This is a genomic window from Brevibacterium daeguense, assembly GCF_021729135.1.
Lineage (GTDB): Bacteria > Actinomycetota > Actinomycetes > Actinomycetales > Brevibacteriaceae > Brevibacterium > Brevibacterium daeguense.
Window position 1 is genome coordinate 1 of the sequence record NZ_JAJTWW010000031.1, and the last position, 5892, is coordinate 5892.

General features: G+C 66.3%; 5 protein-coding genes. 2 read left to right on the forward strand and 3 right to left on the reverse strand.

The features are described from left to right. Positions 1-55: 55 nt before the first annotated feature. A complete protein-coding gene (locus LXN01_RS15905; protein ID WP_236866809.1) occupies positions 56-1381 on the forward strand; it encodes a nicotinate phosphoribosyltransferase in 1326 nt (441 codons plus the stop codon). An 82-nt stretch (positions 1382-1463) separates the two neighbouring features. Here LXN01_RS15905 and LXN01_RS15910 read toward each other — a convergent pair whose 3' ends face one another. Together LXN01_RS15910 and LXN01_RS15915 are read right to left on the reverse strand one after the other, a co-directional pair. Beyond that, positions 1464-3254 (reverse strand): DEAD/DEAH box helicase, encoded by a 1791-nt coding sequence (locus LXN01_RS15910; protein WP_236866811.1) that lies wholly within the window; start codon positions 3252-3254, stop codon positions 1464-1466. Next, positions 3255-3515: a DUF3039 domain-containing protein gene (locus tag LXN01_RS15915; RefSeq protein ID WP_236866813.1), complete on the reverse strand. Its 261-nt coding sequence runs from the start codon at positions 3513-3515 to the stop codon at positions 3255-3257. Between the two features lie 31 nt (positions 3516-3546). On the opposite strand from LXN01_RS15915, the gene LXN01_RS15920 reads away from it, so the two are divergent. Continuing rightward, the gene (locus LXN01_RS15920; RefSeq protein ID WP_236866815.1) at positions 3547-4128 is read left to right on the forward strand and encodes a flavin reductase family protein; all 582 of its coding nucleotides are present in this window, start codon (positions 3547-3549) and stop codon (positions 4126-4128) included. Positions 4129-4145: 17 nt separating this feature from the next. Here LXN01_RS15920 and gdhA read toward each other — a convergent pair whose 3' ends face one another. Then, positions 4146-5489 (reverse strand): NADP-specific glutamate dehydrogenase, encoded by a 1344-nt coding sequence (gdhA, locus tag LXN01_RS15925; protein WP_236866817.1) that lies wholly within the window; start codon positions 5487-5489, stop codon positions 4146-4148. Positions 5490-5892: the final 403 nt, after the last annotated feature.

A 5892-nucleotide genomic window follows, 5' to 3' on the forward strand; every position in this document is an offset into this window, starting at 1 on the left:
ACCTGACCACCTCACCAGCCCCGACCCATGAAAGATCGAGGATAGGATCGCCCCTATGAGTGATCTCACACCCCTGCGGACCTCGACTGCTCTGCTCACCGACCACTACGAACTCACGATGCTGCAGGCGACCCTGAAGTCCGGGACCGCGCATCGGCGCAGCGTGTTCGAGGTCTTCGGCAGGCGGCTGCCGAACGGCAGGCGGTACGGCGTGGTGGCCGGGACCGGGCGGGTGCTCGAGATGCTGCCGAGATTTCGTTTCGGGGACGCGGAGCTGAGCTTCCTGGCCGAGACCGAAGTCGTCGATCAGGACACCCTCGACTGGCTCGCCGACTACCGTTTCCGCGGTGCGATCCGGGGCTACGCGGAGGGCGAGGTGTACTTTCCCGGCTCGCCGCTGCTGGTCGTGGAGTCGACATTCGCCGAGGCGGTGCTGCTGGAGACGCTGGTGCTCTCGGCGCTCAACTACGACACCGCCGTCGCCTCGGCAGCATCCCGGATGAGCCGCGCAGCGGGGACCCGGCCGTGCGCGGACATGGGATCCCGCCGGGCGCACGAGGAGGCTGCCGTGGCTGCCGCTCGCGCGGCAGTGATCGGCGGGTTCACGTCGACATCGAATCTCGAGGCGGGCCGCAGGTACCGCCTCAGGACCATGGGCACCGCCGCACATTCCTTCACCCTCGTCCACGACACCGAGCGGGAGGCGTTCGCCGCGCAGGTCGAGGCTCTGGGTCGCGACACCGTCCTCCTGCTCGACACCTATGACGTCGAGGAAGCGCTCACGACGGCGATCGAGATCGCAGGCCCAGAACTCGGCGGGGTGCGGCTGGACTCCGGCGACCTGGCGATTCAGGCCAGCGAGGTCCGAGAGCGGTTGGACGCGCTGGGGGCCACGGGCACCAGGATCACCGTGACCAGCGACCTCGACGAGTACGCGATCGCGGGGCTGCAGGCGGCGCCCGTCGACTCCTACGGCGTCGGCACCCGGCTGGTCACCGGTTCCGGGGCTCCGACAGCCAGTCTCGTCTACAAGCTCACCGCACGTGAGGGTTCCGACGGGCAGTGGCAGTCGGTGGAGAAGCTCGCCGTCGGCAAGGGCTCCACGGGCGGCTTCAAGCAGGCTGCGCGCACATTCGCGGGCGACGTCGCCTGTGAAGAGTCCATCGGCGTGCCGAAGCTGCCTTCCGAGCTGATCGGCAGCCGGCCGCTGATGGTCGATCTCGTGGTCGACGGCGAGGTCGACGAGGGCTACACGGGAGCCGAGGGAGTCAGGAGAGCTCAGAAGAGGCACAGCGCGTCGATGGCGGAGCTGCCGCGCACGGCTCACCGTCTGCAGGACGGTGAGCCGGCAATCCCGACTGCGTACTACCCGACGGGCTGATTCCAACCCGTCGGAGTGATTCGCGACCCGGCGGACTGAGTCCGAGCTGGCGGACTGATTCGCGACTCGGTACCGGCTTGACTCAGGTGCGGCCGACGAACCAGGCCTGGAGCTTCTTGATCCTGGCCTGGATCTCGCTCCTGCTGGCCTGCGCCACCGCTGGTCCGCCGCACTGCTGGCGCAGCTCGATGTGGATCGTGCCGTGCGGCTTGCCGGTGCGGCGGGCCCACGCGCCGACAAGACTCTGCAGCTGGTTGCGCTCTTCCTTCAGCGCGCGGTGCTCCAGCTCGTCCTTGTCCGCCTGGGAGACCGTGGGTGCCGTGGTCTGTGACTTCCGCCGGGTCTGCTCGGCCTGACGAGTACGCAGCAGGGCGGTCACCTGATCCGGTTCGAGCAGGCCCGGCAGCCCGATGAAGTCGAGCTCGTCCTCGGATCCGACCGCTCCCCCTGCGCCGAACTCTCCGCCGTCGAACAGGACCCGGTCGAACGCGGCCTGAGCGTCGAGCGCCTCGAAGGAGCCGAGCAGCTCATCGGAGGCGCCTTCGGACTGGTTGGCTCGTTCCAGCGCATCGTCGTCGAAGTCGACGATGCCGTCATCGTCGGGATCCGGCTTCCGGTTGAGCGCATGGTCGCGCTCGGCTTCGAGGTGGTTGGCCAGCGCCAGCAGCACCGGGACGCTGGGCAGGAAGATCGATGCCGTCTCCCCGCGCTTGCGGGCACGCACGAACCGGCCGATCGCCTGAGCGAAGAACAGCGGCGTGGACGACGAAGTGGCGTACACCCCGACCGACAGGCGCGGTACGTCGACACCTTCGGAGACCATCCGCACCGCGACCATCCAGCGCCGGGTCGACTCCTGGAACTCCTCGATGCGCCTGCTCGCCCCGACTTCGTCGGAGAGGACCACGGTGACGGGCTCCCCGGTGAGTTCCCTGAGCAGCTTCGCGTATGCCCGCGCCGTCTCCTGGTCCGTCGCGATGACGAGGCCACCGGCGTCCGGCACTGAATGCCGCATCTCGGTGAGCCGACGATCGGCGGCCTGGAGGACTGCCGGGATCCACTCGCCCTTGGGGTTGAGCGCGGTCCGCCAGGCCTGGGAGTGGATGTCCCTGGTCGCCTCGGCGCCGAGCATTGCCGACATCTCGTCGCCGGTCTTGGTGCGCCAGCGCATCTGCCCCGAGTAGGTCATGAAGATCACGGGGCGCACCACCCCGTCCTTGAGCGCGCGGGAGTAGCCGTAGGAATAGTCCGACTGCGAGGTCAGCACCCCTTCCTCGTCCGGCGCGTACTCCACGAACGGGATCGGCGAGGTGTCGGAGCGGAAAGGCGTGCCGGTCAGCGACAGCCGGCGCTTTGCCGGTTCGAATGCGTCACGTATCGCCTCGCCCCAGGACAGACTGTCTCCGGCGTGGTGGATCTCGTCGAGGATCACCAGCGTCCGCGCGGCCGCGGTCCGGTTGTGGTGCAGTGCGGGCTTGGCCGCGACCTGCGCATAGGTGACGGCGACGCCGTGAAAACCGGCACCGTGGCGACCCTGGCTGTTCTTGAAGTGCGGGTCGAGTCTGATGCCGACCCGACTGGCGGCATCGGCCCACTGCACCTTGAGGTGCTCGGTGGGCGCAACGACCGTCACCCGCTCGACCTTCCGCTGAGCCAGAAGTTCAGCAGCCAGGCGCAGGGCGAAGGTGGTCTTGCCGGCGCCAGGAGTGGCGACCGCGAGGAAATCGCGGGGTTCGGTGCGGAAATACTGCTCCAGGGCCTCGGCCTGCCAGGCACGCAGCTTGCCCGCTGTTCCCCATGCTGCGCGCTCGGGGAATGCGGGTGAGAGCTGCTGTGCCGCCGAGGTGCCCGGTACCCTCTGCGGACTCGTCATCTACTCCTCTGCCCCTCCGGGCATCGAGTTGTAGATCTCCTTGCACTTGGGGCAGATCGGAAAGCGCTCCGGGTCCCGGGTGGGCACCCACACCTTTCCGCACAGCGCGATCAGCGGAGTGCCGGTGACCATCGACTCCATGATCTTGGCCTTCGGCGCATAGTGTGAGAAGCGCTCGTGATCGCCGGGTTCGACAAGCTGTTCCTGGGTCTGGCGCTCGATAGTGGCGGCGCCGCCAGTGCTGGGCTGAGTTTCGGACATGGGTCCATTCTAAGGCTCCTAGACTGAGAGCATGCCAGACCAGTCTCAGCCTCACCGGGCCGCGGCGCCAGGAGTGGCCGCCTCCGACCCGCGGTTCGTCGACGCGTATCGCAGCCTGAGCGAGGACATCGCTGCCGGATTGGCGGTTCTGTCATGCCTGCGCAGCGGGCGCGGCCAGGCGATCACCATCGACTCCTATCTCGACGTGTCGTGGGATCCTCCGACGATGGCGGTGAGCATCTACGGCGGATCTCGCATGATGGAGTCCCTGGAATTCACCGACTCCTGCGCGCTGAGCATCCTGAACCAGGAGCAGAAGGGTGTGGCGCAATGGCTGGGCGAGCCGGGGCAGCCGCTCTACGGAGTGCTCGACACCGTCTCCACGATCACGTCGCCGGCGGGTCTGCCCGTCATCGCCGGATGTCTGGCGTTCTTCGACCTGCGCATCGTCGATCGGGTCGAGGTCGCAACGCATGTGCTGGTCGTCGGCGAGGTGACCGCCTGCGGATCGGAAACCTTCGACTCTCCTGACTCCCGCACCGACTCAGGCCGACGCATGCCCCTCGTGAGGTGGGCCGAGCAGTACGGCACATTCACCTCGCGAGGGGCCTGAACGAAGATCGGGAGTCGTCAGACGACGCCCTGCGCATGCATCGCCTCCGCTACGCGGACGAAGCCGGCGATGTTCGCTCCCGCAACATAGTCTCCCGGAGTGCCGTAAGTCTCCGCAGCATCAGCGCAGCTCTCATGGATCCCGGACATGATCTCGTCGAGCTTGTGCTCCGTGTAGGCGAAGTCCCAGCTGTCGCGGGAGGCGTTCTGCTGCATCTCCAGAGCACTGGTGGCCACCCCGCCGGCGTTCGCCGCCTTGCCGGGCCCGAACATCACGTCTGCGTCGGCGAAGGCCCTGACCGCGCCGGGGGTGCAGGGCATGTTCGCACCTTCTGCCACCGCGAGCACTCCGTTGGCGATGAGTCGGCGAGCGGAGTCCTCGTCCAGCTCGTTCTGGGTCGCACACGGCAGCGCGATGTCCGTCTTGATCGACCAGACGTTGCCGCCCTCGACGAACTCCGCATCCGGTCTGCGGTTGGCGTACTCCGAGATGCGCGCACCCTCTTCGAGCTTGACCTGCTTGAGGAGTGCAATGTCCAACCCGTTCCGGTCGTGGACATACCCCGAGGAATCGGAGATTCCGATGACGGTTGCACCGAGGTCCTGAGCTTTCTCCGCAGCATAGATCGCTACATTGCCAGAACCGGAGATCACGACGGATTTGCCGGTGAGGTCACTGTTGCGCACCTTGAGCATCTCCCGCATGAAGAACACCAGACCGTAGCCGGTCGCCTCAGTGCGAACCATCGAACCGCCGTAGGAGAGACCCTTGCCGGTGAGCACGCCCGCCTCGAAGCGGTTGGTGATGCGCTTGAACTGTCCGAACAGGAAGCCGATCTCACGCTGCCCGACTCCGATGTCCCCGGCGGGCACATCAGTGTATTCGCCCACGTGGCGATAGAGCTCAGTCATCAGGGACTGGCAGAAGCTCATGATCTCGAGATGGCTCTTGCCCTTCGGATCGAAGTCGGAGCCACCCTTCGCGCCGCCGATCGGCATGCCGGTGAGCGCATTCTTGAAAGTCTGCTCGAAGCCGAGGAACTTGATGATCCCGGAGCTGACCGTCGGGTGGAACCGCATCCCGCCCTTGTACGGGCCGAGCGCGGAGTTGAACTCGACGCGGTATGCACGGTTGATCTGCACAGATCCGCTGTCATCGACCCACGGCACTCGGAAGATGATCTGTCGTTCCGGCTCGCAGATGCGCTCAATGGTGGCGTACGCGAGGTATTCGGGGTGCTTGTCGATGACTGCACCGAGGGAGAACAGCACCTCGTGCGCTGCTTGATGAAACTCGGACTCGCCAGGGTTTCTTCGCAGCACGGTGTCGAAGATCGGCTGCAGCTCAGGATGTAAAGACATGAGTGCAATGATATGGCCTGAATCGCACACGCCGTACGTCGGGGTCACTTTTCGAGATCGGCCCCGCACCGTTTCACGAGACCGTAGCACACCCCTCACGACGACGGTGCCCGCGGTGACTGAATCTGAGACGAACTGCTCCGCCGCTGCGAGGAAGTCACCCCACAGGACGGCGGCACTCAGTATGGGACTATGCCGGGATCGCCGAGAACCGGTTGCCTCCCGTCTCTGCAGTGCCTGCGCCCCGAACACACGAATGATGCAGGAACGATGCAGCTGGGGAAACCGCGATGCGATGACCGGCGGGCTTGTGCCGGATTGCGCGGAAACAGCAGACGAGCCATGAGCGACGCTGGTGGTCTAGGTGGGTGCCGGCGGGGTGGTGCCGGCACGGTCAGCCCGA

Coding starts and splice junctions, on each gene's coding strand:
- LXN01_RS15910 (WP_236866811.1), bottom strand. CDS start 3,254: ATGACGAGTCCGCAGAGGGTACCGGGCACCTCGGCGGCACAGCAGCTC.
- gdhA (WP_236866817.1), bottom strand. CDS start 5,489: ATGTCTTTACATCCTGAGCTGCAGCCGATCTTCGACACCGTGCTGCGA.
- LXN01_RS15905 (WP_236866809.1), top strand. CDS start 56: ATGAGTGATCTCACACCCCTGCGGACCTCGACTGCTCTGCTCACCGAC.
- LXN01_RS15915 (WP_236866813.1), bottom strand. CDS start 3,515: ATGTCCGAAACTCAGCCCAGCACTGGCGGCGCCGCCACTATCGAGCGC.
- LXN01_RS15920 (WP_236866815.1), top strand. CDS start 3,547: ATGCCAGACCAGTCTCAGCCTCACCGGGCCGCGGCGCCAGGAGTGGCC.